The organism is Paraburkholderia solitsugae, assembly GCF_013177695.1.
Classification (GTDB): Bacteria; Pseudomonadota; Gammaproteobacteria; order Burkholderiales; family Burkholderiaceae; genus Paraburkholderia; species Paraburkholderia solitsugae.
In genome coordinates, this window is record NZ_WOEY01000020.1 from 20,419 (window position 1) to 45,562 (window position 25,144).

The 25,144-nt window shown below is 62.3% G+C and carries 25 protein-coding genes; 12 read left to right on the forward strand and 13 right to left on the reverse strand.

Going from position 1 to position 25,144, the window contains the following annotated elements:
• Nucleotides 1-73: 73 nt before the first annotated feature.
• From GNZ12_RS05270 to xseA, 4 genes are all read right to left on the reverse strand, one after another.
• The gene (locus tag GNZ12_RS05270; protein WP_172309362.1) at nt 74-1,102 is read right to left on the reverse strand and encodes a substrate-binding domain-containing protein; all 1,029 of its coding nucleotides are present in this window, start codon (nt 1,100-1,102) and stop codon (nt 74-76) included.
• 9 nt (nt 1,103-1,111) lie between these two features.
• The gene (tetH, locus tag GNZ12_RS05275) at nt 1,112-1,903 is read right to left on the reverse strand and encodes a thiosulfate dehydrogenase (protein WP_172309363.1); all 792 of its coding nucleotides are present in this window, start codon (nt 1,901-1,903) and stop codon (nt 1,112-1,114) included.
• 440 nt (nt 1,904-2,343) lie between these two features.
• Nucleotides 2,344-2,922, reverse strand: a complete 579-nt coding sequence (sodB, locus tag GNZ12_RS05280; protein ID WP_172309364.1) for a superoxide dismutase [Fe] — start codon at nt 2,920-2,922, stop codon at nt 2,344-2,346.
• 219 nt (nt 2,923-3,141) lie between these two features.
• A complete protein-coding gene (xseA, locus tag GNZ12_RS05285) occupies nt 3,142-4,521 on the reverse strand; it encodes an exodeoxyribonuclease VII large subunit (protein WP_172309365.1) in 1,380 nt (459 codons plus the stop codon).
• Nucleotides 4,522-5,090: 569 nt separating this feature from the next.
• Between xseA and lpxK the strand changes: the two genes are divergently transcribed.
• The 5 genes from lpxK (at nt 5,091) to GNZ12_RS05310 (ending at nt 9,167) form a co-directional block, all read left to right on the forward strand.
• Nucleotides 5,091-6,107 (forward strand): tetraacyldisaccharide 4'-kinase, encoded by a 1,017-nt coding sequence (gene lpxK, locus GNZ12_RS05290; protein ID WP_172309366.1) that lies wholly within the window; start codon nt 5,091-5,093, stop codon nt 6,105-6,107.
• Nucleotides 6,088-6,291 (forward strand): Trm112 family protein, encoded by a 204-nt coding sequence (locus tag GNZ12_RS05295; RefSeq protein ID WP_172309367.1) that lies wholly within the window; start codon nt 6,088-6,090, stop codon nt 6,289-6,291. The genes lpxK and GNZ12_RS05295 overlap by 20 nt, the downstream gene beginning before the upstream one ends.
• Before the next feature lie 156 nt (nt 6,292-6,447).
• The gene (gene kdsB, locus GNZ12_RS05300; RefSeq protein WP_172309368.1) at nt 6,448-7,248 is read left to right on the forward strand and encodes a 3-deoxy-manno-octulosonate cytidylyltransferase; all 801 of its coding nucleotides are present in this window, start codon (nt 6,448-6,450) and stop codon (nt 7,246-7,248) included.
• 214 nt (nt 7,249-7,462) lie between these two features.
• On the forward strand, nt 7,463-8,128 hold the full coding sequence (adk, locus tag GNZ12_RS05305; protein ID WP_172161567.1) for an adenylate kinase: 666 nt from the start codon (nt 7,463-7,465) through the stop codon (nt 8,126-8,128).
• 280 nt (nt 8,129-8,408) lie between these two features.
• Nucleotides 8,409-9,167, forward strand: a complete 759-nt coding sequence (locus tag GNZ12_RS05310) for a 3-hydroxyacyl-CoA dehydrogenase (RefSeq protein WP_172309369.1) — start codon at nt 8,409-8,411, stop codon at nt 9,165-9,167.
• 103 nt (nt 9,168-9,270) lie between these two features.
• On the opposite strand, the gene GNZ12_RS05315 is transcribed toward GNZ12_RS05310, so the two are convergent.
• Nucleotides 9,271-10,113 (reverse strand): SirB1 family protein, encoded by an 843-nt coding sequence (locus GNZ12_RS05315; protein WP_172309370.1) that lies wholly within the window; start codon nt 10,111-10,113, stop codon nt 9,271-9,273.
• 5 nt (nt 10,114-10,118) lie between these two features.
• Nucleotides 10,119-11,669 carry a murein biosynthesis integral membrane protein MurJ gene (murJ, locus tag GNZ12_RS05320; protein WP_172309371.1) on the reverse strand — a complete coding sequence of 517 codons (1,551 nt, stop codon included), beginning with the start codon at nt 11,667-11,669 and terminating at the stop codon, nt 10,119-10,121.
• Nucleotides 11,670-12,269: 600 nt separating this feature from the next.
• Between murJ and rpsT the strand changes: the two genes are divergently transcribed.
• Nucleotides 12,270-12,548: a 30S ribosomal protein S20 gene (rpsT, locus tag GNZ12_RS05325; RefSeq protein WP_074282377.1), complete on the forward strand. Its 279-nt coding sequence runs from the start codon at nt 12,270-12,272 to the stop codon at nt 12,546-12,548.
• A gap of 228 nt (nt 12,549-12,776) precedes the next feature.
• On the opposite strand, the gene GNZ12_RS05330 is transcribed toward rpsT, so the two are convergent.
• On the reverse strand, nt 12,777-13,124 hold the full coding sequence (locus GNZ12_RS05330) for a DUF3579 domain-containing protein (RefSeq protein WP_172309372.1): 348 nt from the start codon (nt 13,122-13,124) through the stop codon (nt 12,777-12,779).
• A gap of 430 nt (nt 13,125-13,554) precedes the next feature.
• Here GNZ12_RS05330 and argF point away from each other — a divergent pair, with 430 nt between their 5' ends.
• Nucleotides 13,555-14,484 (forward strand): ornithine carbamoyltransferase, encoded by a 930-nt coding sequence (gene argF / locus GNZ12_RS05335; protein WP_159004249.1) that lies wholly within the window; start codon nt 13,555-13,557, stop codon nt 14,482-14,484.
• A 236-nt stretch (nt 14,485-14,720) separates the two neighbouring features.
• Nucleotides 14,721-15,947: an argininosuccinate synthase gene (locus tag GNZ12_RS05340; RefSeq protein ID WP_172309373.1), complete on the forward strand. Its 1,227-nt coding sequence runs from the start codon at nt 14,721-14,723 to the stop codon at nt 15,945-15,947.
• 172 nt (nt 15,948-16,119) lie between these two features.
• On the opposite strand, the gene murB is transcribed toward GNZ12_RS05340, so the two are convergent.
• Entirely contained in the window at nt 16,120-17,160 is a 1,041-nt protein-coding gene (gene murB, locus GNZ12_RS05345) for a UDP-N-acetylmuramate dehydrogenase (protein WP_172309374.1), read from the reverse strand.
• A gap of 184 nt (nt 17,161-17,344) precedes the next feature.
• Between murB and GNZ12_RS05350 the strand changes: the two genes are divergently transcribed.
• Nucleotides 17,345-17,830 carry a YajQ family cyclic di-GMP-binding protein gene (locus GNZ12_RS05350; protein ID WP_028197943.1) on the forward strand — a complete coding sequence of 162 codons (486 nt, stop codon included), beginning with the start codon at nt 17,345-17,347 and terminating at the stop codon, nt 17,828-17,830.
• A 255-nt stretch (nt 17,831-18,085) separates the two neighbouring features.
• Here the strand turns inward: GNZ12_RS05350 and plsY are convergent, their stop codons facing one another.
• Complete coding sequence (plsY, locus tag GNZ12_RS05355) at nt 18,086-18,730, reverse strand: glycerol-3-phosphate 1-O-acyltransferase PlsY (protein ID WP_172309375.1); 645 nt, start codon at nt 18,728-18,730, stop codon at nt 18,086-18,088.
• A 113-nt stretch (nt 18,731-18,843) separates the two neighbouring features.
• Entirely contained in the window at nt 18,844-19,335 is a 492-nt protein-coding gene (ybaK, locus tag GNZ12_RS05360; RefSeq protein WP_172309376.1) for a Cys-tRNA(Pro) deacylase, read from the reverse strand.
• Between the two features lie 216 nt (nt 19,336-19,551).
• Here ybaK and GNZ12_RS05365 point away from each other — a divergent pair, with 216 nt between their 5' ends.
• Nucleotides 19,552-21,114 (forward strand): class I adenylate-forming enzyme family protein, encoded by a 1,563-nt coding sequence (locus GNZ12_RS05365; protein ID WP_172309377.1) that lies wholly within the window; start codon nt 19,552-19,554, stop codon nt 21,112-21,114.
• Nucleotides 21,115-21,230: 116 nt separating this feature from the next.
• Here GNZ12_RS05365 and xerD read toward each other — a convergent pair whose 3' ends face one another.
• From xerD to queG, 3 genes are read right to left on the reverse strand one after another with little or no spacing between them, the layout of a single operon-like run.
• The gene (gene xerD, locus GNZ12_RS05370; protein WP_172309378.1) at nt 21,231-22,166 is read right to left on the reverse strand and encodes a site-specific tyrosine recombinase XerD; all 936 of its coding nucleotides are present in this window, start codon (nt 22,164-22,166) and stop codon (nt 21,231-21,233) included.
• Nucleotides 22,163-22,633 carry a methylated-DNA--[protein]-cysteine S-methyltransferase gene (locus tag GNZ12_RS05375; protein WP_172309379.1) on the reverse strand — a complete coding sequence of 157 codons (471 nt, stop codon included), beginning with the start codon at nt 22,631-22,633 and terminating at the stop codon, nt 22,163-22,165. Before GNZ12_RS05375 ends, xerD begins: the two co-directional genes overlap by 4 nt.
• 28 nt (nt 22,634-22,661) lie before the next feature.
• Nucleotides 22,662-23,903, reverse strand: a complete 1,242-nt coding sequence (queG, locus tag GNZ12_RS05380) for a tRNA epoxyqueuosine(34) reductase QueG (RefSeq protein WP_172309380.1) — start codon at nt 23,901-23,903, stop codon at nt 22,662-22,664.
• Nucleotides 23,904-23,920: 17 nt separating this feature from the next.
• Between queG and tsaE the strand changes: the two genes are divergently transcribed.
• Both tsaE and GNZ12_RS05390 read left to right on the forward strand, forming a co-directional pair.
• Nucleotides 23,921-24,529, forward strand: a complete 609-nt coding sequence (gene tsaE, locus GNZ12_RS05385; RefSeq protein WP_172309381.1) for a tRNA (adenosine(37)-N6)-threonylcarbamoyltransferase complex ATPase subunit type 1 TsaE — start codon at nt 23,921-23,923, stop codon at nt 24,527-24,529.
• Nucleotides 24,511-25,144 (forward strand): AMIN domain-containing protein (locus GNZ12_RS05390; RefSeq protein WP_172309382.1); only part of this gene is annotated, 634 nt, incomplete at its 3' end. The genes tsaE and GNZ12_RS05390, both read left to right, overlap by 19 nt.

The following is a 25,144-nucleotide window of genomic DNA, read 5'->3' on the forward strand; positions in this document are numbered from 1 at the left end:
CGCGAGTTGTCACTCGCTCAGGCATCGGTATCCAGCTCGCGTTCGACTGTTCTCGTCGAATCGCGACAGCGCATTATTGACTAGTCGAAGTCGAAGTCGACGCCGGTTCGTACTTGCCGAAGCCGTATCGCTGGAAGATCTGAAACGCGGCGGCCGAGTGAATGAAGGCAAGCCACTTGCGAGCCGCTTGCGGGTGCGGTGCACCGCTGACCAGTGCGCCGGCGTAGATCGCGGTCGTGTTTTCAGCGTCGGGAATGTCGACATGGGTAAGAGGATGCCCGATCTCTTCCTGAAACAAGGCTTCGGATTTCCAGACCACGCCGGCATCGGCGCGATCCTGCATCAGAAAGAGCGCGGTTTGCCGGTGATGTATCTGGGTCAGCTCGGTCGATCCGGCCTGCACCTTATCCTCGTAGACCGCCTTGGCGAGCGCGTCGCCGCCGGCTTTCACCAGCGATGCCTTGATCTGTCGCGACACACCTTCAAATTCCGGATTGGGCATGGCGAGCCGCAACTCGGGCCTCGCCAGATCTTTGAGCGACATGACGTGCTGAGGGTTGTCGCGACGAACCATGATCGTCAATTGATTCGTCACGTAGGGAACGGCGGGGCCGGTTAGCGTGCCGTCTGCAATGAGGTCCTTAACTTTCGCCAAGCCGGCAAAATAAGCGTCAGGCTTGACCGTCCACGTCATATTGCCGACCGTGATCGTGCCGCCGGCCTTCATCTGCTTGACCAGCAAACCGGGTGGAATAGTTTCCCAGAAAATCCGTCCGCGATACTCAGGATTCTCTTTCTCGAACTGCGCAACAAGCGGCGCCATCGCGAAGAAATAGTTGCCCCCCACGAACAGCACGAGCTTTGGCGAAGACAGGTTGCCGTGGAAATCGGCCAGCACGTCGACCTGCGGGACGGTGAATTCGAGTCCCCGATCAAGCGCGTCGTTATTCTCTCCATGCTGCCACGGTGGAAAAACGTCGCTCGCCGTCGAAGCTGGCGACGCACACGCGATCCCAGCAGCGCAGCACAGTGAGACCGCAAGCGTTAGCCGCAAGAACCGTCGAGCCCGATGCAACGGGTTGTGAGCGCGAGTGAGTGCCATGACTGATCCTTAACTGGCGTAGTGAAAGCCGACCTGTTGGAGCTCCACCAGGGTTGCCACCGCGCCGGGCGTGACGATCGCACTCGGGATGACATGGTTGGTCAGATCGGCTGCCAGCGCGTCCAGCGGCAGCTTGTCCGGATTCGCATTGGCGGCGAGCAGTCTCTCCGCCACTTCCCAGATGGCGTTGTGACACGACAGAAAGACCGCACCTCTTTTCAACAGTGCAGGAATGCTGTTGTCGTGCGACGAAAAGGCGCCTTCGGCGCTTTCATGATCGCCATTACCCATCGCCTCGGCCGGCTTGCTGTCGAGCAACGTATTGCCCGCAAATTTGTCGCCGCTCATTTTCGCGAGACCGTACTTGTCCCACGCTGCCTGGTCGAACAAGGACAAATGGGCCGACCCATGCGTTGCCGATACCACGAGGAAGTCGGGATGCCTGTACGACCAGATTTGCGCATTCAGGGAATTGCGCATCAGATTCAGCCACGGTCCGCCAAGCTCGGTGTTGTCCCAAACCTGTTTCGGGTTGCCTCGATACCCAATAACGGTGGATAGCGCCTCATGATCCCATTGGTCAGGACGCTCGAGAATCATGGGTACCGTTTTGAAGTCACGCCGCCTTGGGGCGGCGGCCAATCGCCGGGTCAATTCGGCCAGATTGCCTGCCCCTCCGGGCAGCAATGAAGCTGCCTCGGCTGCCATCGCTTGCGACTGCCCGGTGGCGCTCAGAAGCGCGGTACCGGCAGCGAGGCCAAACGTCTTCAACGCACTGCGGCGTGCATTCTGATTAGTCATGCCAGTCTCTCCTTGTTGTTGTTCGAACTATCGAGGCCGCGCTCCCGAATTGCGTCATCGGGTGGCGACGGCCCCGGAGCGTGATTCAATCGACATAACAGCAGCCTGATTAACGTTTGCCTAGTCTAGGGATATCCGATCAATAACGGAAATCGTGAATTCAGATTTGATGTATTTGCGTGGCCGATGATTCATGCGACGACTACTTGGGAAGCGACGACCCGTTGACACAGGTTGCGTGCAGCGGCATGCGTCAGCAGAGAACCACGCGTCAACCGACGGCTGGCTTCTTCGACTCTTCAAACGCTGAAAAGCAAAAAGCCCCCGCGAAGGAGGGCTTTCCGTTTTACTACAGGTTCCAGTCTTCATTGCAGCGATCAGTTCGGATTTCCAATTTTGTTGGAATTCCGAACTATATCGTCACACTGCAACCAGCAATCTCACGCGAAGTTCTTCGACGCGAATTCCCAGTTGACGATGTTCCAGTACGCTTCAACGAACTTCGGACGTGCATTGCGGTAGTCGATGTAGTACGCGTGTTCCCACACGTCGATCGTCAGCAGTGCCTTCGCGTCCGTGGTCAGCGGCGTAGCAGCGTTGCTCGTCGACACCAGGTCGAGCGAACCGTCAGCCTTCTTCACCAGCCATGCCCAGCCCGAGCCGAACGTGCCGACTGCGGTCTTGGCGAATTCTTCCTTGAACTTCTCGAACGAACCCCACTTGGCGTTGATCGCGTCAGCCAGTGCGCCGGTCGGTGCACCGCCACCTTGCGGCGACAGGCTGTTCCAGAAGAAGGTGTGGTTCCACACTTGAGCAGCGTTATTGAAAACACCGCCCGATGCCTTCTTGACGATCTCTTCGAGCGACAGGTTCTCGAACTCCGTGCCCTTGATCAGATTGTTCAGGTTGGTCACATAGGTCTGATGGTGCTTGCCGTAGTGATACTCGAGCGTCTCTTCCGACATGTTCGGAACGAGTGCGTTTTTTGCAAACGGCAGCGGCGGGAGCGTATGTTCCATGGTGCTTTCCTTGTGTCTGTATCTGTTGTGGGGGAGTCTGCGGATAACGCTTTTGGACACTCGATTGTAGGCGAGTTGGAATAACCCCGCAAACCAACGGACTTTATGCCCGGCATCGGCAAACATGCCGCACACATAGCGTAATTAGTGCATTCGCACGGGGTGTGCCCGGCCCATCCGAAGGTCAAAAATACGCCTTGGCGCGCTGTCGGCGAAGTGTCAGAAACCGTCGGTCAGACGCGGTTGCACATCGGCGAGGGCAATGTCCGCGGCCCCTTCAGCAAGATGCACCGTGAGGCGCCGCCCCGGTTTCAGCGACGACGGCGAACGCACCGCGCGGCCACTCTGCGCATCGAGCACGGCAGCATAACCACGCTCCAGCGTACGCTGCGGACTCAGCACCTCGAGCCGGGCGGCCAGCGTGCCGATTCGCGCTGACTGACGTTCATGCTGGCGTAACAATGCAGCGTCCAGCCGCTGCGAGAGATTGCCGAGTTGCGCCTGATGCGCGGCGAGATCAGGGCGCCAGCGCTGCCAGCGCATCTGCAGCAGCGAAAACCGCGCTCGGGCGTCGCGCACGGGCCGCGCGCCCGCCGATGCCAGCCGCACGCTCAATTGCTGCAGATGCGTGCGCTGCCGCGCAAGCCGCTCAGCCGGCGACACGAGCCGGCGCGCGAGCCAGTCGAGTTGTTGGGCGCGCCGCTCCATCATCCGGCCGAAACCGCGTGCAAGCGTCGCATGCCGATGATCGAGCTCGCGCAGCAACAGCACGCGCTGCGGGCTGACGAGTTCGGCGGCGCCGGTGGGCGTCGGTGCGCGCACGTCGGCGGCGAAGTCGGCAATCGTGAAATCGGTTTCGTGACCCACGCCGCTCACCACCGGTATCGCGCTTTCAGCAATCGCGCGCGCCAGCACTTCTTCGTTGAACGCCCACAGGTCTTCAATCGAGCCGCCGCCGCGACACACGATCAGCACATCGACCTCGCGCCGCGCGTTGGCGGCATCGACCATCGCCGCCAGCTTGGCGCTGACACCCGCGCCCTGCACCGGTGCCGGATAGACGATCACCGGAATGTGCGGCGCGCGACGCGACAAGGTGGTCAGGACGTCACGCAATGCAGCGGCCTGGAGCGATGTCACGATGCCGATCGCGCGTGGATGGGCCGGCAAAGCCCGTTTGCGTTCGGCGGCAAAGAGACCCTCGGCTTCGAGTTGCGCCTTCAGCTTGAGAAAGGCCTCGTAAAGACGCCCCTGCCCCGTGCGGCGCACCGCTTCCACATTCAGTTGCAGTTCGCCGCGCGGCTCGTACATCGTCACCAGCGCACGCACTTCGATGCGATCGCCTTCGCGCGGCGTGAACTCGGCGTACTGCGCGCGACCACGGAACATCACGCAGCGCATCTGCGCCTGCGCGTCCTTGATCGAGAAATACCAATGGCCGCTCGCGGCACGCGTGAAGTTCGACACTTCCCCGGCCACCCAGACGAGCGGAAACGAGCGTTCGAGCATCGTGCCAATCGCACGGTTGAGCGCGGAAACGGGGACGACAACTTCACCGCCGGGCGTAGCCGACGAAGAAAAAGGGCTTTCGGGATTCATGCGAGGAATATCGGTGACTGGCCGGACAGACGATAGACCGAGTGGCCATCGGCGTCCAGTACAGCAGATGAATTGTTAAAAGTGTCCACATGTCGGAACCCTTTAGACGAATGCCGCCAGACCGCCCCGCCAGGCCGCGAGAATTGGAAGCATGTCGTTGATTTATATGCTGTTTATATCTCATTAAAGAGAACAATTGCCGATACGGAGCGCTCCGCGCGGCCCTTTCAGCCCATCGACTGGCAGGTTCTCCACAAAGTTATCCACAGGCCGTGGGACTCGTTGGAAGCGCTGCCGCGCCGCGCCGTGCGGGGCGCGCGACTTGCCGGGCGGGACGCCCGCGCGCTAGAGTGGCGGGTTCGACGGCATGCCGAACGCCCCGCAACGCTCGCCATGAGGGCACATTGGCGGCACACTGCGCGAGCGCGCCGCATACAGCCGCCGCTTCACCTGTTCGCTTCACTTTTTTCGATTGTCCGGAGAACCGCGTTGATGCCTGCACCGCGTATTGCACCTGGCGCTTCCGCGCCGCCGCCCCGGCCTCTGTCGCCCGTCCTTGCGGCTTGCCGATGAGCGGACTGAAACACCGTCTCGAAGCACGCCTTGCGCGCGAGTGGCAACAGCGCGGCCGGCTTGCATGGGCTCTCACGCCCTTCGCATGCGTGTTCGGTGCGATTGCCGCCGCGCGTCGCGCCGCCTTCTCGTTCGGCTGGCTGAAATCCGTGCGCATTGGCGTGCCGGTGGTGGTGGTCGGCAACGTGACCGTCGGCGGCACCGGCAAGACACCGACCGTCATCGCGCTGGTCGAAGCCTTGCGCGCCGCCGGCTTCAAGCCTGGCGTGGTGTCGCGTGGTTATGGCGCGCGCGTCAAAGGACCGACGCCGGTTCTCGCGACGTCGGCGGTGGGCGTCGGCGGCGACGAACCGCTGCTGATCGCGCGCCGCACCGGCGCGCCGGTGTGGGTCTGCCCGGATCGCGTCGCGGCCGCGCAGGCGCTGTGCGCCGCGCATCGCGAAGTCGACGTGATCGTCAGCGACGACGGCTTGCAGCACTACCGCCTTGCCCGCGACGCCGAACTCGTGGTGTTCGACCACCGGCTCGGCGGCAATGGTTTTCTGCTGCCGGCCGGCCCGCTGCGTGAGCCACTGTCGCGCCACCGCGACGCGACGCTGATCAACGACCCGTACGCCCGCACGCTGCCCCCCTGGCCGAACACGTTCGCGCTGCAACTTGCGCCCGCCGACGCCTGGCATCTCGGCAACCCAAGTCTGCGCCGTCCGCTCGCGCAATTCAGCGGCGATCGCGTGCTGGCTGCGGCCGGCATCGGTGCGCCGGAGCGTTTTTTCGCGACGCTGCGCGCGGCCGGTCTCACGCCCGCCACCCGCGCCTTGCCGGATCACTACGCGTTCGAGCGCAATCCTTTTGCGGACGTCGACGCGGACGCCATCCTGATAACCGAAAAGGATGCGGTAAAATTAGGGTCCTGGCACGACGCGCGCATCTGGGTAGTCCCTGTCGAAGCCGCGCTCGATCATCGCCTCATCGCTTTAGTTGTGGAGAAAGTCCGTGGACGCTCGCCTGCTTGAAATTCTCGTCTGCCCGATCTGCAAGGGCCCGCTCAGCTACGACCGTGCTGCACAGGAACTGATCTGCAACGCGGACAAGGTTGCCTATCCGATCCGCGACGGCATTCCCGTGATGCTGGTCGACGAAGCGCGTCAGACCGTGGAAGGCACGCCGGTCGATCTGAATCCGGGCTCCGTCGCCTGAGTCAGCTTTGCCCGACGCGGGGGCGCGTTCTGCGCGCCCCCGCGTGTCGGATCCGCAATTGCCGCCTTTGCCAGCTGCATTTGCCGTCTTTCCCATCAACGCCCGCGGTGCACTTGCGAGCGCTTTCTTCCGGTTTCATCGCCGCCCGTCCTTCCGATGACCAACGCTAACGCCACCACTCCCCCGTTCATCGCCGTCGTGCCGGCCCGGCTCGCCTCGACGCGTCTGCCCAACAAGCCGCTCGCCGACATCGGCGGCAAACCGATGGTGGTGCGGGTCGCCGAACGCGCGCGCGAATCGGGCGCGCAGCAGGTGCTGATCGCCTCCGACGCGCAAGCGGTGCTGGAGGTGGCCCGCGAACACGGTTTCGACGCCGTGCTGACGCGCGCCGATCATCCGTCGGGCACCGACCGTCTCGCGGAAGTTGCGGCGCAGTTCGGCTGGAGCGACGACACGATCGTGGTGAACGTTCAGGGCGACGAGCCGCTGATCGACCCGGCGCTCGTGTGCGGCGTGGCGTCGCACCTGGCTTCGAGCCGTGGATGCGCGATCGCCACCGCCGCACATCCGATCACCGACCCCGCGGAAATTTTCAATCCGAACGTCGTCAAGGTCGTGCTCGACGCGCGCGGCGTCGCGCTGTACTTCTCGCGCGCGCCGATTCCGTGGGCACGCGACGCGTATCAGCCGCATTGGCCCGACGTGGCGTCAATGCCCACGCCACCGGCCCCCACAGTCGTCCATCGGCATATCGGCCTGTACGCGTATCGCGCCCAATTCCTGCGCACCTATCCGAGTCTCCCGATCTCGCCGATCGAGCAGGTCGAAGCGCTCGAACAACTGCGTGCGATGTGGCACGGCGAGCGAATCGCGGTGCTCGTCACTCAGAATGCGCCGCTGCCCGGCGTCGACACGCCCGCCGATCTCGCGCGCGTGCAGGCTTTATTCAGGGCTTGAGCGTAAAAACCCATGGCATAATCAGACGGATGTGCGCGCCTCCCATTAGGAGCGAGCGTCAGGGTTTGCCCCGGTCGCGCCGTATTTGTCTTGCAGCGCCGTCGTTGTCGACGTGCTGCGCGAGACGCGAAACGGCAGCCGATGCGGGTCCCTCGACGAATCGTGGGATGGCTGCAGCGCCGCCAAAGAATTCACATAGATCTGGAGATATCACATGCGTTTGATCCTTTTGGGTGCGCCCGGCGCGGGTAAAGGCACTCAAGCCACCTTCATCAAGGAAAAGTTCGGCATTCCGCAAATTTCCACCGGTGACATGCTGCGCGCGGCCGTTAAGGCAGGCACGCCGCTTGGCCTTGAAGCCAAGCGCTTCATGGATGCCGGCGAACTGGTCACGGACGAGCTGATCATCAACCTGGTGAAGGAACGCCTGCAGCAGCCGGATTGCGCGAACGGTTACCTGTTCGACGGTTTCCCGCGCACCATTCCGCAAGCTGAAGCCATGAAGCAGGCGGGTGTCGCGATCGACTACGTGCTGGAAATCGACGTGCCGTTCGACGAGATCGTCGTGCGCATGAGCGGCCGCCGCTCGCACGCGGCGTCGGGCCGTACGTACCACGTCAAGTTCAACCCGCCGAAGGTTGACGGTATCGACGACGTGACGGGCGAACCGCTGATCCAGCGTGACGACGACAAGGAAGAAACGGTCAAAAAGCGCCTCGACGTGTACGTTGCGCAAACCAAGCCGCTGATCGAGTACTACAACAACTGGGCGCAAAACGGCGATCCGTCGACCCCGCTGCAGGCGCCCCAATATCGCCGCATTTTGGGCCTCGGCACGGTCGACGAAATTCGCAACCGCGCGTTCGATGCGTTGAAGTAATCTCGCCTCTGCGTTTGCCGCTCGAAAAACCCGCCCATTCCGGCGGGTTTTTTGTTGCTCGCCACGTGGCGTGGCGAGCACGTTCCCGCGATCTCCGTTGTCCGCCAAGACTCGTATTAATTAGCCATCCGTAGCAGTTTGGCGGCGCTGTGGGTCTCCGACAGGCGCCCCATAGCGCCGTTGCCCCACTTCACTTTCCGCATTGCAGCACAGCCGTTACAATCGATCATCGAGAAAATATTCGATCTAGACATTACTGAACTGAAGCAAAGGAGAAGACATGGAGATTCGTGACAACGTATTCCTGATCACCGGCGGTGCATCGGGCCTCGGCGCGGCCACAGCGCGCCTTTTCGTCGAGAACGGCGGCAAGGTGGTACTCGCCGATCTGAATGTCGACGCAGGTGAAGCGCTCGCGAAGGAACTCGGCGGCGTGTTCGTCAAGTGCGACGTGAGCCGCGAAGACGACGCTACGCAAGCCGTCGAAGCCGCCACGAAGCTCGGCACGCTACGCGGCCTCGTCAATTGCGCGGGCGTTGCGCCCGCCATCAAGACGGTCGGCAAGGACGGCCCGCATCCGCTCGAGTCGTTCGCGCGCACCATCTCCATCAATCTGATCGGCACCTTCAACATGATCCGGCTCGCCGCCGCGGCGATGTCGAAGAACGAGCCGAATGCGAATGGCGAGCGTGGCGTGATCATCAACACGGCATCGGTGGCCGCGTTTGACGGCCAGATCGGTCAGGCCGCTTATGCTGCGTCCAAGAGCGGCGTGGTCGGTATGACGCTGCCGATCGCACGCGACCTCTCGCGCAACGCGATCCGTGTCATGACGATTGCACCGGGCATCTTCGAAACGCCGATGCTGCTCGGCATGCCGCAGGAAGTGCAGGACGCGCTCGGTGCAATGGTGCCGTTCCCGCCGCGCCTCGGCAAACCGGCAGAGTACGCGATGCTGGCTAAGCAGATCTTCGACAATCCGATGCTCAACGGCGAAGTGATTCGTCTCGACGGCGCGATCCGGATGCAGCCGAAGTAACGATGTATCCCGCGCGCCGCTTGACGCGGCCGTGCCAATAAAAAACGCCTGCGCATGAGTCATGTGCAGGCGTTCTGTTTTGACCGGCAGGCTGGAAGCGCTCTCAGTCGCGGTCGTCGTACTGGGTGCGTTGACGCAGTTCATGCAACTGCGACTCCACCACCGTCGCGTCCTCGGCATCCGGCCGGTCACCGAGATATCGTTCGAGATCCTCGAGCGCCGGGCGCAGATAATCGAGCCGCGCATAGGCGAAACCGCGATCGCGCACTTCTTCGATACTGTCGGGCAGCAAAATCACGAGACGCTGCTGCACCGCCAGCAGACGCTGCCAGCGTTCCGTCTGAAGATAAGTGGACTTCAGATTGCGCAGCATGCGAGCGATGATCTCGCGGCGCGTGGCCGGTTGCAGCAACATGCGCAGCGCCCTGCTGACCGACTCGCCCGCCGACGCCACATACGGCTCCAGCATGTCCACCATCTGCGATTCAGACAACGAATGCCCGCTGGTCGGATCGAGCATGACGTCGCCATCCGGCGTCGTGACGCGCAACAGGAAGTGGCCCGGAAACGACACGCCGCGCGCCGGAATGCCGATCTGCTCGGCCATCTCCAGATACAGCACCGCCAGCGAAATCGGAATGCCGCGGCGCCGCTTGAGCACCACATTCAGATGGCTGTTGTCGGGATCGTAATAATCGTTGAGGTTGCTGGCGAAACCCAGTTCACGGAAGAAGAACCGGTTCAGAATGCCGACCTTCTGCCTGATGTCGGCATCGTCCGGCATGCGGCGCTGCAAACGCACGACCAACTCGTCGATCTCGGCCAGCGTGCCTTGCAAATCGAGATCGGGATAAGCGTCCTGCGCGAGCGAGAGCGCCGCCTCGGTCAGCGGCAGGCTGTCATCTTCGGCAACCAGCGTGCTGAAATAGTCGAGAACTCGCGTCATCGTGATCACTTCACTCGCCTTTTGAAATACGCGTACTTGAAGCCCATCAGCCAAAGCATACCGAAATATAGCGCGGCAAACAGAACGAGGCACGCCCCCAACAACACGATGCGGTCGACCGGCCGGCTATGCATACCGATCCAGTCGAAGCTGATCGCAAGCCAATGCATCGTGCCGGCCAGCACCAGGCAGGCGCCGAGCAACTGCACAAAGAACTTCAGCCAGCCCTTCGACGGCATGTAGATGCCGCGCTTGCGCAGGCCGAGGAACAGGAACAGCGCATTGACGCAAGCGCCAAGCCCGACGCTCAGCGTGAGGCCCGCATGCGCGAAAATCGGCACGAACAGGTAGTTGCTCAACTGCGTGACGATCAGCACGCCGACGCCGATCTTCACCGGCGTCTTGATGTCCTGCTTCGCGTAAAAACCGGGCGCGAGGATCTTGATGAGAATCAGACCGATCAGGCCGATGCCGTAGGCCGACAGCGCACGGCCAACCATGACCACCGAGTTGCCGTCGAACTTGCCGTAGTGAAACAGCGTCGCGGTGAGCGGCTGGGCGAAGAAAAACAGCGCGACGGCGCTCGGCGCGGCCAGCAGGAAGGTGACGCGCAAACCCCAGTCGAGCAGCGACGAATACTCGTGCGGGTCGGCGTCGACGTGCGCCTTCGACAGGCTCGGCAGCAGGATCGTGCCGAGCGCGACGCCGAGCAGCGCGGTCGGAAACTCCATCAGCCGGTCGGCGTAGTTGATCCAGGAGACGGCGCCCGGACCGATGCGCGACGCAATATTGGTGTTGATGATCAGGCTGATCTGCGCGACTGACACGGCGAACATCGCCGGCACCATCTTCGACAGCACCCGCTTCACGCCGCGGTGCGCGAGCGCCTTCAGCGGATTCAGGCCGATGCGCGGCAGCATGTCGATCTTCTTCAGACCCGGCAGTTGCACGATGAATTGCAGCACACCGCCGGCGATCACCGCCCACGCGAGCGCATAAACCGGCGTTTGCAGGCGCGGCGCGACAAACACCGCCGCGGCGATGAAGGCGACATTCAGCAGCACCGGCGCGAACGCAGGCAGCGAAAAGTTCTTGTACGTATTCAGCACGCCGGACGCCAGCGACGTCAGCGAGATGAAAATGATGTACGGGAACATGATGCGCGTCATCGTGACCGCGAGCGCGTACGCCTGGCCTTCATGCGCGAGCCCTGACGCGACAATGAACACCACGCCCGACGCCCCCACCACGCCGATCAGCGAGAGAATCGCGAGCGCCCAGGCAAGCACGGTCGACGTGGCGTCGACGAGCGCCTTGGTGGCGTCGTGTCCTTGCTGGTTCTTGAACTCGGCGAGGATCGGCACGAAGGCCTGCGAGAACGCCCCCTCGGCGGAGATGCGGCGCAGCAGGTTCGGAATGCGGAAGGCGACGTAGAACGCGTCAGTATATTGACTGGCACCGAACGCGCGGGCGATCAGCGTTTCGCGGGCCAGTCCGGTCACGCGCGACAGCAGCGTGAAGCCGCTGACCGTCAGCAGGGCTCGGAATAGATTCATGGGGCGCTTATTATACGGGTGCCGCAGGTGCGGACGACGAGCCGGAACGCGAATCGGACCGATTTGTCGCGCAGACGTTCGGTCGAATGGGCGGATCAGGCCGTTTTTTGTTGCTTGCCCTGGGCTCCGCGAGCCGCACGCTCCTCGGCCACTCACCCGTCGCGACGGCACCGAGACACTCGCGAACCGCTGAAACCGACAGAATCCAGCGCGATGCGCGGCAGCCCGCCCTATCAGGATTGGCGATTCCCCGTTGCCACGTGCCTGATTTTGTTGCTATAATCGCCGGTTTCGAAGCTCGCTCAATTTTCGGACGGGTTTTCGGATGGCTTCCGGATGAGAATCGGGCACAGATTCGGGCACGCCGCAGTAAGCGGGCGCAAGCCGGGCGCGAGCATCGCTCAAGCGGCACGCAAGCTGTATCGGCGCGCCAACCAGCCTCGAAAAACACCGGAACACGGGCCCGCCTTCGCGTAGGCCGATCGATTTTTTCGACACTTTTTGCGCTCTTGGGCAATCGCTTCCAAGAGTTCGATCTAAAAGCAGCACCTACCACTTGAAGGTCAGGTACTGGAAACAGGAACAGGATAAGGAACCGTCATGGCTAACACCGCACAAGCACGCAAGCGCGCCCGCCAGGCCGCCAAGGCTAACTCGCACAACTCGGCACTGCGCTCGAAGTTCCGCACGGCTATCAAGGCTGTCCGCAAGGCAATCGAAGCCGGCGACAAGGCTAAGGCCGTTGAGATCTTCCAGGCATCGTCGAAGACCATCGACATCATCGCCGACAAGAAAATCGTTCACAAGAACAAGGCAGCTCGCAACAAGAGCCGTCTCGCTGCAGCCCTCAAGGGTCTGCAAGCGCCCGCAGCGCAGTAAATTCGGTCAGCCCGCTTCGGTGGGCTACCTCCTGTTTCCGCTGCAACAGAAAGGCTCGCTTCGGCGGGCTTTTTTGCTTGGAACTGGCTGATCCGCACCGTACCGCGCGACTTGTCGCGTCGCGCTTGTCATTGGCGGAATGCCGACCGAGGCCTCGCCTCAGCCATAAAAAAACCCGCTGCTTGCGGGTTTTTTACTTTTTGCCGATCCAACTCTGACTGGCTTGCGCTACAGCACGTGCTTTTTTTCTTGCGGCGTAGCATGCTCAAGTTCCAATTCGCACGCCTCGGTCACAAGGAGGTCATTGTCTTTCGCGAAGTTCAGGACGAAGTCGAAGGCCATCGGCTCGATGTCGCGCAAGCGCGAATCGAGAATCACGCATTTGAGGTCGCCGATCAAGGTGGGCCGGACGTACAACGAGTACTGCAGATAAGCGTTCGGCCCCCTGCCGCCCGCCCTGGGCCCGAAACATGACATCACGCCTGCGAGCCGCTCCGACCAGTCGCTCGGCCGAAATTTTTTCCCGTTCGACGTGATGCCCTGAATGAAATATTCGGTTGGAGCTGCTTCGGCCATGTAGGAATACCTGTGTGACTGCCCAGCGGGATGACGGCAAAGCTGACTGCAAAGCGGCTTTGGGATGCCTGAACACGTCGACCACGCCTGAATGGCGAACTGCGCCGCCAGAAAGGGCCGGACAAGCCGCCTCGGCGCTCATCATGACGGCGCACCGCGAGGAAACTTTCCGGAGCGCGCGAGCCGTGTCCCGCAAGCTCAATACCGGCCTGCTGGGCTTAGGGATAACCGGCAGATTATAGCGCAGCGGACCTTTTTCCGCAGCGCACACAAGCCTCGTTTGAGGGTTGCGAAAGGCTTTCAGACAGCTTGGCCAGCCTTTTGGCCGACTCGTCAAACCAGGCAAAATCCTTTATGCTGCATTGAGTTACCACAAACGACGGCGGCGCCGTCCGGCAATCCTGCCGGGTGAGACCGCCGTATTTGTTTCATGACCGCCAAGAAAATTCGCCACTACCTGCAGTTCAAGGATTTCTCGCTGGAAGACTACGAGTACGTACTGGAACGCGCGCGCATTCTGAAACGCAAATTCAAGAACTACGAGACCTACCACCCGCTGCACGACCGCACGCTGGCGATGATCTTCGAGAAAAACTCGACGCGCACGCGCCTGTCGTTCGAAGCCGGCATCTTCCAGCTGGGCGGCCACGCCGTTTTCATGAGCACGCGCGACACGCAGCTCGGCCGCGGCGAACCGATCGAAGACGCAGCGCAAGTGATCTCGCGCATGGTCGACATCATCATGATCCGCACGTTCGGCCAGGACATCCTTCAGCGCTTCGCCGAGAATTCGCGCGTGCCGGTGATCAACGGGCTGACCAACGAATATCACCCGTGCCAGGTGCTGGCGGACATCTTCACGTACTTCGAGCATCGCGGTCCGATTCGCGACAAGACGGTGGCGTGGGTCGGTGACGCGAACAACATGCTGTACACGTGGATCGAAGCCGCCCAGATTCTCGGCTTCAAGCTGCGCCTGTCCACGCCACCCGGCTACAAGCTCGACCCCGCCATGGTCGCCGCGGAAAGCGCACCGTTCTATCAGGAATTCGACGATCCGAACGAAGCCTGCGCGGGCGCCGATCTGGTTACCACGGATGTGTGGACCAGCATGGGCTTCGAAGCGGAAAACGAAGCACGCAAGAAAGCCTTTGCAGACTGGTGCGTAGACGCTGACATGATGGCCTGCGCCAATTCTGATGCCCTGTTCATGCACTGCCTGCCCGCCCACCGCGGCGAGGAAGTCAGCGCGGAAGTGATCGACGGCCCGCAAAGCGTCGTGTGGGACGAAGCGGAAAATCGTCTGCACGTGCAAAAAGCGTTGATGGAATATCTGCTGCTCGGCAAGCTCAATCACTGAGCGAACGGCTACGCAACACCTGCGTGAAACGCGACGGGGCCTTGAATACGAGGCAAGGCACCACGTTAGCGCCACGCATCGAGCCGGCGTCCACGGTTATAAGCGGACCCGGCTCACCCACCGCACTGTCCCAAAAACGCGGGCAAGCGGCGGTTTAGTGTCAAAATAGTGGTTTTCCGCGCTCCGGAACCGCCGGTGCGCCTTGTTTTCCAGCTTTCTCCAGCTACGAGTTCACCATGAGCGATATCAAGAAAGTCGTGCTCGCCTATTCGGGCGGCCTCGACACCTCCGTCATCCTGAAGTGGTTGCAGGACAACTACGACGCCGAAGTCGTCACGTTTACGGCCGACATCGGCCAGGGCGAAGAGCTGGAACCGGCGCGCAAAAAAGCCCTGCAACTCGGCATCAAGCAGGACAACATCTTCATCGAAGACCTGCGCGAAGAATTCGTGCGCGACTACGTGTTCCCGATGTTCCGCGCCAACACGATCTATGAAGGCGAATACCTGCTGGGCACGTCGATCGCGCGTCCGCTGATCGCCAAGCGTCAGATCGAAATCGCTCGCGCAACCGGCGCGCAAGCGGTCTCGCACGGCGCAACCGGCAAGGGCAACGACCAGGTTCGCTTCGAACTCGGTTACTACGCGCTGGAACCGGGCATCAAGGTGATCGCACCGTGGCGCGAATGGGATCTGCTGTCGCGCGAAAAGCTGCTCGCGTACGCCGAAAAAGCCGGCATTCCGATCGAAATGAAGCACAAGCAAGGTGGCGCGCCGTATTCGATGGACGCGAACCTGCTGCACATCTCGTTCGAAGGCCGTCACCTGGAAGACCCGAAGGCCGAAGCCGAAGCCGATATGTGGCGCTGGACGGTGTCGCCGGAACAGGCGCCCGACCAGGCTGAGTACCTCGACATCGAATACGAACACGGCGACCCGGTGGCGATCAACGGCAAGCGTCTGTCGGCAGCGGAAATGCTGACTGAACTGAACCGTTTGGGCGGCAAGCACGGTATCGGCCGTCTGGATCTGGTTGAAAACCGTTACGTCGGCATGAAGTCGCGCGGCTGCTATGAAACGCCGGGCGGCACGATCATGCTGAAGGCGCACCGTGGCATCGAGTCGATTACGCTCGACCGCGAAGTGGCCCACCTGAAAGACGACCTGATGGCGCGTTACGCCGCGCTGATTTATAACGGCTACTGGTGGAGCCCGGAGCGCCGTGCAATCCAGGTGCTGATCGACCACACGCAAGAGAAGGTCAACGGCTGGGTGCGTGTGAAGCTGTACAAGGGCAGCGTCTCGGTTGTCGCGCGCGATTCGAAGGAAACGCTGTTCGACAAGACCATCGCCACGTTCGACGACGACGGCGGTGCATACAACCAGGCCGACGCTGGCGGGTTCATCAAGCTGAACGCGCTGCGTATGCGGATTGCTGAAAACGCACGTCGTCAGCGGAGCTGAGGACGTGCGTTTCGGTGAAGGCTAACTTCGCGCAAGCGAAGTTAAGCGCCGCAAGGTGCGGCCGGAGCCAAAATGCCAAGTCAGCGTAGCTGAAACTGAAGCGCAGACGCGAAAAAGGCGCCGGGAGGAAACTCCCGGCGCCTTTTTTCATTGTTGCAAACCACTTACGCGGTCACAGGCAAACCGGTTCAGCCTCCAACTCCACCCCAAACCGCACCAGCACATCCTGCTGAACCGCCTTCGCGAGCGCCAACACCTCCGCGCCGCTTGCTCCACCGCGATTCACCAGCACGAGTGCCTGCCGCTCATGCACGGCCGCGGCACCCATCGCGCGGCCTTTCCAGCCACATCGGTCGATCAACCAGCCCGCCGCAAGCTTTACCCGGCCGTCCGGTTGAAGGTAAGACACGACCTCGGGCTCCTTAACCTTCAGCGCGTCGAACTGCGTCGCCTCCACAACCGGATTCTTGAAGAAACTCCCCGCGTTACCGAGCCGAAGCGGATCAGGCAGCTTGGCGCGCCGCACCGCGACCACCGCGTCGAAAATCGCCTGCGCGCTCGGCGGCGCATCGGCGTGTCCACTCGCCGCCAACTCACGCGCAAGATCCGCATAACCAGCCCGCGGCTGCCAAACCTTCGGCAAGCGGAAAGTGACCGACGTAATCACAAAACGGTCACGCCCTTCCCGCTTGAAGAAACTGTCGCGGTAGCCGAATCGGCAAGCGCCGGCATCGAGTTCAACCACGGCGCCCGTTTCCAGCTCGACCGCCCGCAACGACGCAAACCGCTCGCACATCTCCAGCCCATACGCGCCGATGTTCTGAATCGGCGCCGCGCCCACCGTGCCCGGAATCAACGCGAGGTTCTCCAGCCCAGGCAGCCCTTGCGCCAAAGTCCATGCGACAAAGTCATGCCACGGCTCGCCGGCTGCCGCCTCGACGTACCATGCGTCATCGTCCTCGCGCACAATGCGGCGGCCTTGTAGCGCCACCAGCAGCACCAGTCCGGCGAAGTCCCCTGTCAGCACGACATTGCTGCCGCCGCCCAGCACCAGTCGCGGCAAGCCGGCGGCACGCGGATCGCGCACCGCAGTCATCAGTTGCGCCTCGCGCTCGATCCGGCACGCAAACTGCGCGCGAACATCGAAACCGAAGGTGTTATGCGCCTTGAGCGGATAGCCGGCAATGAACGTGACGGAGTTGGATTGGGACATCAGAATGAGAAGAATGGAACAACGAACGAATCGGCATCTGGCCCCGGCCCCCCGACAATGCGCGGCAGCCTTAGGCAAAAGGGAGTGGCGTCGGTAAAATGACGTCCGGTTCGTGATTATAGCGAGTGCCCCGTGAGCAGCCGACCGGCCGCGCCACGCACCGCAGCACTATTGGGAGAAAACAATGCCATCGTTTGACGTCGTCTGCGAAGCAGACATGATCGAAGTCAAGAACGCGATCGAGCAGTCCAACAAGGAAATTTCAACCCGCTTCGACTTCAAAGGGTCAGACGCGCGCGTCGAGCACAAGGAAAGCGAAATCACCGCCTACGCCGACGACGACTTCAAGCTCGGACAGGTCAAAGACGTCCTGCTGTCGAAAATGGCCAAGCGCAATGTGGACGTGCGCTTTCTCGACTACGGCAAGATCGAGAAGATCGGCGGCGACAAGGTCAAGCAGGTCATCAAGATCAAGAAAGGCGTGTCCGGCGATCTGTCGAAGAAAATCGTGCGCCTCGTGAAGGACAGCAAGATCAAGGTCCAGGCAAGCATTCAGGGCGACGCGGTGCGCATCACCGGCGGCAAGCGCGACGATCTGCAAAGCGTGATCGCGATGCTGCGCAAGGACGTGACCGATACCCCGCTCGACTTCAACAACTTCCGCGACTGAGCGCGCAACACGCTCAGTACCGGGCGCGTGTTGACGCCCGGCAATGGGTCGCATAGGGCTCACCACGAAGCGCTTTGCTGCGTTGAGCCTCAGCACCGCTGCGTGCAGAACTCTCGGCAACGGGCCGCGCAGAGACTCAGCGCCCGGCGCTTAGCTGCGTTGAGACGCAGCACCCTGCGCGTGTCGAACGACCAGCACACGCAGTGCGCCTTCAGTGCACACGCCGTGAACGTACCAGGGCACCCCGGCCCTCGCTCAAGGTTCGTTACCGCCTGCCGTGCCAGCCGCTGCATCGGTTCTCTTCTTGTCACCGATGCGGCTTTCCTGGCCGCGCATCAGCTTGGCAATGTTGCCGCGATGGCGCCAGACCAGCAGCGAACTCATCACCACGATCGCCAGCGCGATGATGTGCGGCCCGAACAGAAAGCCGTCGAAGATCGGGGCGAACACCGCCGCGGCCAATGCCGCCAGCGACGAATAGCGCGTGAAGAACGCCACGATCAGCCACGTCAGCAAGGTGGCGATGCCGAGGATCGGGTTGATGGCGATCAGCACGCCCGCCGCGGTCGCCACGCCCTTGCCGCCCTGGAAGCGGAAAAAGATCGGATACAGATGGCCGAGAAACACGGCCACGGACGCAATCGCAACCGACGTATCGTCAAGGCCGAATCGCGCGCCGAAGTGCACCACGAACCACACCGGCAGCCATCCTTTGAAGGCGTCGCCGATCAGGGTGAGTATTGCGGCCTTCTTGCTGCCGCTGCGCAGCACGTTGGTGGCGCCCGGGTTGCCCGAGCCGTACGAGCGCGGGTCCTCCAGCCCCATCGCGGCGCTCACGATCACGGCAAACGACACCGAGCCGATCAGGTAGGCAACGACAGCAACGATCAGGTTTTGCATCTGGGACTCTTATAAGGATCGGCGGTCTGAAACTCGACACCCCAACCGCAACAGGGAACAAGGCGGCGCACATTCTACCGAACCCACCTGCCCGGGAAACATTGAGGCAAACATCAATCGACGCTCGCGCACTGAACCGGCTTCGCCGCCAGCAAGTCGGTCAATACCTTGGGCTCGATGCTGACCAGAAAACCGCGCCGCCCGCCGTTCAACCAGATCGTGTCCATCTCGAGGACGCTCGACTCGACGTACACCGGCATCTGCTTCTTCGTACCGAACGGCGACGTACCGCCGATCAGATAGCCCGAATGCCGGTTCGCCACCTCCGGCTTGCACGGCTCGACCCGCTTCACGCCGATCTGCCGCGCCAGATTCTTGGTGCTGACGGTACGGTCGCCGTGCATCAACACGATCAGCGGCTTGGCGTGCTCGTCTTCCATCACGAGCGTCTTGACGACATGATGTTCGCCCACACCGAGCTGGCGCGCCGATTCCTCGGTGCCGCCGTGCTCGACGTAATCGTAAGGATGTTCGCCGAAAGTGACGCCATGACGGCGCAGAAACTGCGTCGCGGGCGTTTCGGAGACGTGTCTGGATTTGCTCATCGGCGCATTGTAATGGCGACTTTGCACAACGGCTATTTGCCGAACCGCCAATTGTGCGGGTCCGGGCATTGTGGCACGATCGTTCGCAAATCTTCCGGCGCATAGTATGCCAGGCACACATTTAGCATTCATCTTGCATGGGACCAGAGTTCGCGCTTCAGCGCGTTACTCTGGTCCCATGCAGAGCACCAACTCTGGTCGACACAGGAGACAGCGTTGAGCCTCGATTCATCCACCCGTTCCACGATCGACATTCCCGCGCTGCTGGCCGGCCTGCCCGCACGTATTACCGATATTCCGGCGCTCGCCGCCGCGCGCGATCCGCAGCACGTCGCCTTGATCGAGGATGCGCGCCGCCTCACCAATGCGCAACTTCTGGAGGCCGTCGATGCCGCCGCCGCGCTGCTGCGCGAGTGGGGTGTGCGTGGCGGCGATCGCGTGATGATCGTGGCCGAGAACAGCATCGTGCAGATCGTGCTGCTGTTCGCGACCGCGAAGCTCGACGCGTGGGCGCTGGTGTCGAATGCACGCCTGTCCGCCGCCGAACTCGACGCGATCCGTGCGCACGCGCAGCCTCGCGTGGTCGCGTACGCGGTCGAAAGCTCCACGGACGCCCAACAGCATGCGCAGCGACTCCAAGCCGTTACAGCCCCTGCTATCGCGCCGGATATCGGCGCGTGGTCGTACACGATCGACATCACCGCGAAAGCCGAACCGGTCGAAGCCGCTAATCATCGCCAATGCGCCGCGCTGATCTACACCACGGGAACCACAGGCGCGCCGAAAGGCGTGATGCTGTCGCACCGCAATCTGCTTTTCATCGCGGCCGTGTCGAGCCGCTTGCGCAAAGTCGGTCCGGACGACGTCGTGTACGCCGTGCTACCGATCTCGCACGTGTACGGCTTTGCCTCCGTTTGCCTCGGCAGCCTGCACGCCGGCGCGACTTTGCGCCTCGCGCCGCGGTTCGCGCCGGAAGCGGTGCGCCGTGCGCTCGCTGAAGAGCGCGTGTCGATCTTCCAGGGCGTTCCGGCCATGCACGCGAAACTGCTCGAACATCTGCAGACGCACGGCCACACATGGTCCGCGCCGCATCTGCGCTTTGCCTATTCGGGCGGCTCGCCGCTCGACGCCGCGTTGAAGGCGCACGTCGAAAGCATCTACGGCCTCCCGCTGCACAACGGCTACGGCATGACCGAGAGCAGCCCGACCGTTTCCCACACGATGCTCGATGCGCCGCGCAGCGATTGCTCGGTCGGCGAGGTCATTCCTGGCGTTGACGTGCGATTCGTCGGACTCGACGGCATGGATGCCGCACCGGGAGAAATCGGCGAACTGTGGGTGCGTGGCCCGAACGTGATGCTGGGCTATTACCGCAGCCCGGAGCAGACCCGCGCCGCCGTGACCGAAGACGGCTGGCTCAAGACCGGCGATCTCGCGCGGCAAGACGCGGACGGCGCGTTGCATATCGTCGGGCGCAGCAAGGAGTTGATCATTCGCTCGGGCTTCAACGTGTATCCGTCGGAAGTCGAGGATGTGTTGAACGCGCATCCGCAGGTGGTGCAGTCGGCGGTGATCGGGCGCGCCGTGGAGGGTAACGAGGAAGTGGTCGCGTTCGTCGAATTGATCGCGGGCGCGAAAGTGTCGCCAGCTGAACTGATCGCGTGGTGTGGCGAGCGTCTCGCGCCGTACAAGCGCCCTGCTGAAGTGAAGGTGCTCGCCGCGCTGCCGGCTGCGTCGACGGGCAAGTTTCTCAAGCACCGGTTGCGCGAGTTCATGTAACGAAGCAGCCGCAATGGCTTCGGCCTCGCCTTGCCGGACAAACGCCATGGCAGGGGTAGTCGCAATCACGCGTACGAGAGGGCACGGGCAAATGCGAGTACCCGTGCAAACGCAGATCACCCCCGCGGATGATGCTGCGCATGCAGCGACTTCAACCGTTCGCGCGCCACGTGCGTATAGATCTGCGTGGTCGAGATATCCGTATGACCGAGCAGCAATTGCACGACACGCAAATCGGCGCCATGGTTCAGCAAGTGCGTGGCGAACGCATGCCGCAGCGTATGCGGGGAGAGCGGCGCGCGCACATCGGCCGCTGCTGCGTGACGCTTGATGATGTTCCAGAACTGCTGGCGGGTCATGCCCTCCGCGCGGCTCGTGACAAACAGCGCATCCGTCGCGCGCGCCCCTAGCAAAGCCGGACGCGCTTCGCGCAGATAACGTTCGATCCAGCCGTGCGCCTCTTCGCCGAACGGAATCAGGCGCTCTTTCGAACCCTTGCCCATCACGCGTACTACGCCTTCGTTCAGGCCCACTTCCACCGTCTTCAGCGTGACGAGTTCGGTGACACGCAAACCGCTCGCGTACATCAATTCCAGCATGGTGCGATCGCGCAGGCCCAGCGGCGTGTCGATATCCGGCGCACCGAGCAGCGCTTCGACTTGCGCTTCGGTGAGCGTCGACGGAAAACGCGGCGGTTGCTTGGCGGAACGCACGCGTACTGTCGGATCGACCTGGGTGCGATGCTCGCGCACCGCCCAGCCGTAGTAGCGGCGAAACACCGAAAGCCGCCGGTTCGCCGAGGTGGATTTGTCTTTCTGACGTGCCGCGCTATAGGCGTTGAGATCGGCCTCGCTGGCGGTATCGAGCGACGTGCTGCGGGTGTGCGCGAGCCATTCGCAGAACAGCCGCAGATCGCGACGGTACGCATCGAGCGTGTTGCGCGACAAGCCGTGCTCGAGCCACAACGCGTCACAGAAGGCATCGATCGAGGCCGAACTCGCCACAAACAAAGGTGACGCGCTCGGCGCGTCGTCAGTCACGGTATCGCTCATGCGTACGGAATGCCTTCATGCGCCAGAAGCCAGCGTTTGACGTTGCGAAAGAAACCATCTCCGGCGTGATGCGCGAATCCGCCGATGCCGCTCGAACTGACCACCCGATGACACGGGATCACGATCGGGAAATAGTTGGAGCCGCATGCCTGGCCGACCGCACGCGGGACGCTACCTAACTGTTTTGCCAGTTGCCCATAGGTCAGTACGACGCCCGGCGGGATGTCGCTGATCGCTTGCCAGACGCGCCGCTGATACGCGGTGCCGACCGCTGCCAGCGGCAATTCGAACTTCGCGGACGCGCGCTCGAAATAACGCTCGATCTGCTCGACGGCCTGCTTTGCCAGAGGCGTGTCCGGCGCGACGCTCTGGATCGACTCCGGCAGATAGACGATTTCGCGCACGGCCTCGCCTTCGAGGCGAATGCCGACCTTGCCGAACGGTGCATCGATCACTGCGTTGAACATGGTTGCCTGCTCCGTGATTGCCGCTACTTTACGCCGCTTCCAACGCCCACTCGACATGCTCGCGCACCACGGCGGAAGGGTCCTCGGCGCGTAACTTCAGCGCGTGAACAATCGCCTCGCGCGCATCCGCGCTCAAACTTTCCGACGAGGCCCGCAACGCATTGCCCATCCCCACCGCCAGATTGCGCAGCCAGCTCTCATAGCCGATGCGCCGAATCGCACTCCCCTGCATCCGCGTATCGAACTCCTCCGCGCTCCATGCAAACAGCTCGACCAGCGTCGCGCGATCGAGCCCGTGCCGCACGTCAAAATCGACGACCGGCGCAGCCTGCGCAAATTTGTTCCACGGACAGACGAGCTGGCAATCGTCGCAGCCATACACACGATTACCGATCAGCGGCCGCATTTCCAGGGGAATATTGCCCTTCAATTCGATCGTCAGATACGAAATACAGAGGCGTGCATCGACCTTATAGGGCGCCACGATCGCACCCGTCGGGCATGCGCCGATGCAGCGCGCGCAACTGCCGCAATGCGAGCCCGGTGTTTCGGGCGCATCGTTGGGCGAAGTCTCGGCATCGGTGGGCAACGGCACGTCGACATAGATTTCGCCGAGAAAAAACAGCGAACCGGCATCGCGCTGCAGCAGCAACGTGTGCTTGCCGCGCCAGCCGATGCCGGCCTTCTGGGCCAGTTCTACTTCGAGCACCGGCGCCGAATCGGTAAATACGCGGTAGCCGAACGCGCCGATCTCCGCCTCGATTTTCTCGGCCAGATGTTGCAGACGGTTACGCATCACCTTGTGATAATCGCGGCCCCGCGCATAGATCGACACCACCGCAGCCGACGGGTCCGCGAGCCGCGCATGCTCGGCTGCGCGCCAGTCTTGCGGTGCGAGCGGCGTGTCCTGCAAAGCGCTTTCGTGCGCCTTTCCACTCAATGTCTGAGCGGGCAAATAGGCGATGCGCGCGGTAATCACACGTCGCGTGCCGGCCACAAGCTCGGCGGGGCGCGCGCGTTTCATACCGTGTTTCGCCATATAATCCATCTCGCCGTGGCAACCCGCGTCCAGCCATGCTGCAAGCGGCGCTTCGGCGGCGGAGAGATCGGTGTCGCTGATACCGATCGCCCCGAAACCCAGTTCACGGCCCCACTTTTTGATGTTGAGCGCGAGCGCATTCAGCGCCGCTTCATCGAAATGACGCTCGGCACGCACATCGTCGTTAGACGCAGGCGTGCAGGAAACAGGGGACTCCGGACTTCGGTTCATCACGCCATTTTACGAGAATGCCCGTCAATCCTGATCTCGCGATCCAACCGCCCGCCGATGTCCTGCTCGAACGCTCCTTCGCGCTCGCGGACGAGGCCGCCACCCATGCATTCGGCGAGCGCTTCGCCCGGGCGATCGAAAGCGTGCGCGCGTTGCAGCACAACCCGCGGCAGGAAGTGCAGCAAAAAGCGCAACAACGCGCGCCGGGCGCTGCGGATGATCAGGCATTCCACGGACTGCAAGTACAACTCGTCGGCGACCTCGGCGCGGGCAAAACCACGCTCGTGCGCGCGACCTTGCGTGGCCTCGGCCACACCGGCCGCGTGCGCAGTCCTACTTACACACTCGTCGAACCCTATGTGCTCGAGCGGCCCGCCGGGGAACTCGTGCTCTATCATTTCGATCTGTACAGATTCACCGATCCGGCCGAATGGGCCGACGCGGGCTTTCGCGAGTACTTCGACAACGGCGCCATCTGCCTCGTCGAATGGCCGCAGCGCGCCGGGCGGCTCCTCGGCGTGCCGGATCTCGTTTTCTCGCTCGACCTGGACAGCGGGGGCGACGGCCGGGTACTCGTCGCACGGGCATATAGCGAATCAGGAAAGGCATGTCTCGAAAGATGTTGATCAAACCGTTCCGCTCGATCGAATCGGCGGCTACCGCAACGCATAACTGGCGGCGCCGGCAGATTCTGCGCGCGGGCGCGTCCACGCTGGTGCTCGGCCTTGTCGCTCCGCGTCTCGCATGGGCGAGCTCGGTGCTGGGCGTGCGGGTCTGGCCGGCGCGCGATTACACGCGGGTGACGATCGAGTCGGATCAGCCTTTGCAAAACACGCAGCAGTTGCTGCAGAGTCCGGACCGGCTGGTGGTCGATCTGAGTGGCCTCGATCTGGATCAGGCGCTGAAAGATCTGGTGTCGAAAATTACGCCGAACGATCCGCAGATTCAGTCGGTGCGCGTCGGGCAGTATCAGCCGCACGTCGTGCGCATGGTGTTCGATCTGAAAGGCTCGGTAAAGCCGCAGGTTTTCACGCTGCCGCCCGTCGGCGCGTACAAATACCGGCTGGTGTTCGACCTGTACCCCGCTGTCGCGCCTGATCCATTAATGGATTTGCTCGCACAAACCGAGCGCAAGCAGCAAACGCTAGACGAGAACAATGCGCCGCCCGCCACGCTAAGCGGCCCGGGCACCACGCCGCCCACCCCCGACAACAGCGAAGCCTTCTTCGAGCGTTACGCGC

Excerpts from the sequence above, each read along its gene's own strand:
- GNZ12_RS05330 (WP_172309372.1), bottom strand. The coding sequence starts at position 13,124 with ATGGCCGAAGCAGCTCCAACCGAATATTTCATTCAGGGCATCACGTCG.
- rpsT (WP_074282377.1), top strand. The coding sequence starts at position 12,270 with ATGGCTAACACCGCACAAGCACGCAAGCGCGCCCGCCAGGCCGCCAAG.
- xerD (WP_172309378.1), bottom strand. The coding sequence starts at position 22,166 with ATGAGCGATACCGTGACTGACGACGCGCCGAGCGCGTCACCTTTGTTT.
- queG (WP_172309380.1), bottom strand. The coding sequence starts at position 23,903 with ATGAACCGAAGTCCGGAGTCCCCTGTTTCCTGCACGCCTGCGTCTAAC.
- xseA (WP_172309365.1), bottom strand. The coding sequence starts at position 4,521 with ATGAATCCCGAAAGCCCTTTTTCTTCGTCGGCTACGCCCGGCGGTGAA.
- sodB (WP_172309364.1), bottom strand. The coding sequence starts at position 2,922 with ATGGAACATACGCTCCCGCCGCTGCCGTTTGCAAAAAACGCACTCGTT.
- kdsB (WP_172309368.1), top strand. The coding sequence starts at position 6,448 with ATGACCAACGCTAACGCCACCACTCCCCCGTTCATCGCCGTCGTGCCG.
- GNZ12_RS05350 (WP_028197943.1), top strand. The coding sequence starts at position 17,345 with ATGCCATCGTTTGACGTCGTCTGCGAAGCAGACATGATCGAAGTCAAG.
- GNZ12_RS05310 (WP_172309369.1), top strand. The coding sequence starts at position 8,409 with ATGGAGATTCGTGACAACGTATTCCTGATCACCGGCGGTGCATCGGGC.
- ybaK (WP_172309376.1), bottom strand. The coding sequence starts at position 19,335 with ATGAGCAAATCCAGACACGTCTCCGAAACGCCCGCGACGCAGTTTCTG.
- GNZ12_RS05375 (WP_172309379.1), bottom strand. The coding sequence starts at position 22,633 with ATGTTCAACGCAGTGATCGATGCACCGTTCGGCAAGGTCGGCATTCGC.
- GNZ12_RS05315 (WP_172309370.1), bottom strand. The coding sequence starts at position 10,113 with ATGACGCGAGTTCTCGACTATTTCAGCACGCTGGTTGCCGAAGATGAC.
- murB (WP_172309374.1), bottom strand. The coding sequence starts at position 17,160 with ATGTCCCAATCCAACTCCGTCACGTTCATTGCCGGCTATCCGCTCAAG.
- murJ (WP_172309371.1), bottom strand. The coding sequence starts at position 11,669 with ATGAATCTATTCCGAGCCCTGCTGACGGTCAGCGGCTTCACGCTGCTG.
- tetH (WP_172309363.1), bottom strand. The coding sequence starts at position 1,903 with ATGACTAATCAGAATGCACGCCGCAGTGCGTTGAAGACGTTTGGCCTC.
- argF (WP_159004249.1), top strand. The coding sequence starts at position 13,555 with ATGACCGCCAAGAAAATTCGCCACTACCTGCAGTTCAAGGATTTCTCG.
- GNZ12_RS05340 (WP_172309373.1), top strand. The coding sequence starts at position 14,721 with ATGAGCGATATCAAGAAAGTCGTGCTCGCCTATTCGGGCGGCCTCGAC.
- GNZ12_RS05270 (WP_172309362.1), bottom strand. The coding sequence starts at position 1,102 with ATGGCACTCACTCGCGCTCACAACCCGTTGCATCGGGCTCGACGGTTC.
- tsaE (WP_172309381.1), top strand. The coding sequence starts at position 23,921 with ATGCCCGTCAATCCTGATCTCGCGATCCAACCGCCCGCCGATGTCCTG.
- adk (WP_172161567.1), top strand. The coding sequence starts at position 7,463 with ATGCGTTTGATCCTTTTGGGTGCGCCCGGCGCGGGTAAAGGCACTCAA.
- lpxK (WP_172309366.1), top strand. The coding sequence starts at position 5,091 with ATGAGCGGACTGAAACACCGTCTCGAAGCACGCCTTGCGCGCGAGTGG.
- plsY (WP_172309375.1), bottom strand. The coding sequence starts at position 18,730 with ATGCAAAACCTGATCGTTGCTGTCGTTGCCTACCTGATCGGCTCGGTG.